Origin of the sequence: Bacteroides sp. CAG:633, assembly GCF_000435115.1 — a bacterium.
In the GTDB taxonomy this organism is placed as follows: domain Bacteria; phylum Bacteroidota; class Bacteroidia; order Bacteroidales; family Bacteroidaceae; genus Bacteroides; species Bacteroides ndongoniae.
Window position 1 is genome coordinate 8837 of record NZ_FR883078.1, and the last position, 1084, is coordinate 9920.

2 protein-coding genes are annotated in these 1084 nt (G+C 54.2%); one reads left to right on the forward strand and one right to left on the reverse strand.

Going from position 1 to position 1084, the window contains the following annotated elements:
* On the reverse strand, positions 1 to 449 hold a 449-nt coding region (locus QVP67_RS08680; RefSeq protein ID WP_288180053.1), incomplete at its 3' end, for a DNA-binding protein.
* Positions 450 to 767: 318 nt separating this feature from the next.
* On the opposite strand from QVP67_RS08680, the gene QVP67_RS08685 reads away from it, so the two are divergent.
* Positions 768 to 992, forward strand: a complete 225-nt coding sequence (locus tag QVP67_RS08685; protein ID WP_416372166.1) for a DUF4248 domain-containing protein — start codon at positions 768 to 770, stop codon at positions 990 to 992.
* Positions 993 to 1084 lie beyond the last annotated feature (92 nt).

The window sequence follows — 1084 nt, forward strand, 5'->3', positions numbered from 1 at the left end:
CCACTGCCTGTGCCGGAGCTGTCGGCGGTGACCAGTTCGAACTCGATGTTGTTCGGGGCGCCTTTGGTGGAGGCGTTGGTGTCGTTCACCAGTCGGAGCGAGCTGTCGGCCATGAAGCGGATGTTGACGCGGGTGATGTTCTTCACCGTGCAGTTCTTGGCCTCTTCGGCGGTCTCGCAACTGAAGGTGGTGCGGAACAGTCCCAGGCCGTCCACTTTCACCGTGTTTCCGTCCGTCAGAATCTGGCGGATGCTGCGGATCAGGCCGCGTGCCACATGCAGCACGTCTTCGGCCGACATGCCGCCCAGTGCCTCGATGTCGGCGGCGATGCGTTCCAGGTCGTAGGTCTTGGCGTCCTTGGGCTTGCGCACCAGGGTGTAGACCATGGGGGAGCTTTTGTCCCCGATTTTCTTGTGGCGTTGTACGCGCACTACTAATGCTTTTGTCATGATGTTAAGATTTTTGTTTGTTGTGAATGGAATCGGTACGGCGTTCCTCCCGTGCAGGCTTTCCGGTGGGCTCCATGGCATCCCTTTCTCCTTGTCTGCTGGTTCAAAGATACTATATCTGTTTGGTAATGAATCTGTTATTGTTGGTTACGGTCGGTTTGTGTCCGTATAAGTATGTTTTTGTAGGTTAGGGTATGTTTTTGTGTGAAGAAAGTATGGAATATGCTTGCTTATGTTGTTAGTTTTCGCTATATTTGTGATGCAGTTAAACGGAATTATCAATCATAAAAAAGCGGCAAAACCATGAGAGAGGAAGAAATGACCGAACATCCGTTCGAGCTGCGCAGCTACGGGAAGAGGGAGCTGGCAGCAAAATACAATCCGAGAATCAGTGCAGACAGTGCGGTGAAGATGCTGAACCGCTGGATAAAAATGAAGCCCGGCCTCTCCGAGGCTTTGGAGAAGACCGGGCTGAATCCGCGTGCCAAGTGCTATACGCCTGCGCAGGTCAGGCTGATTGTCGAGGCTTTAGGTGCTCCCTGAGGCAGGCTTCCCAGAAGCTGTCGGGGTAGTCCACGTCGAAGAGTTCGCGGCCGTTGCCGTTCTGCCGTTCCTGGCAGGGCTGGTAGCGGCCG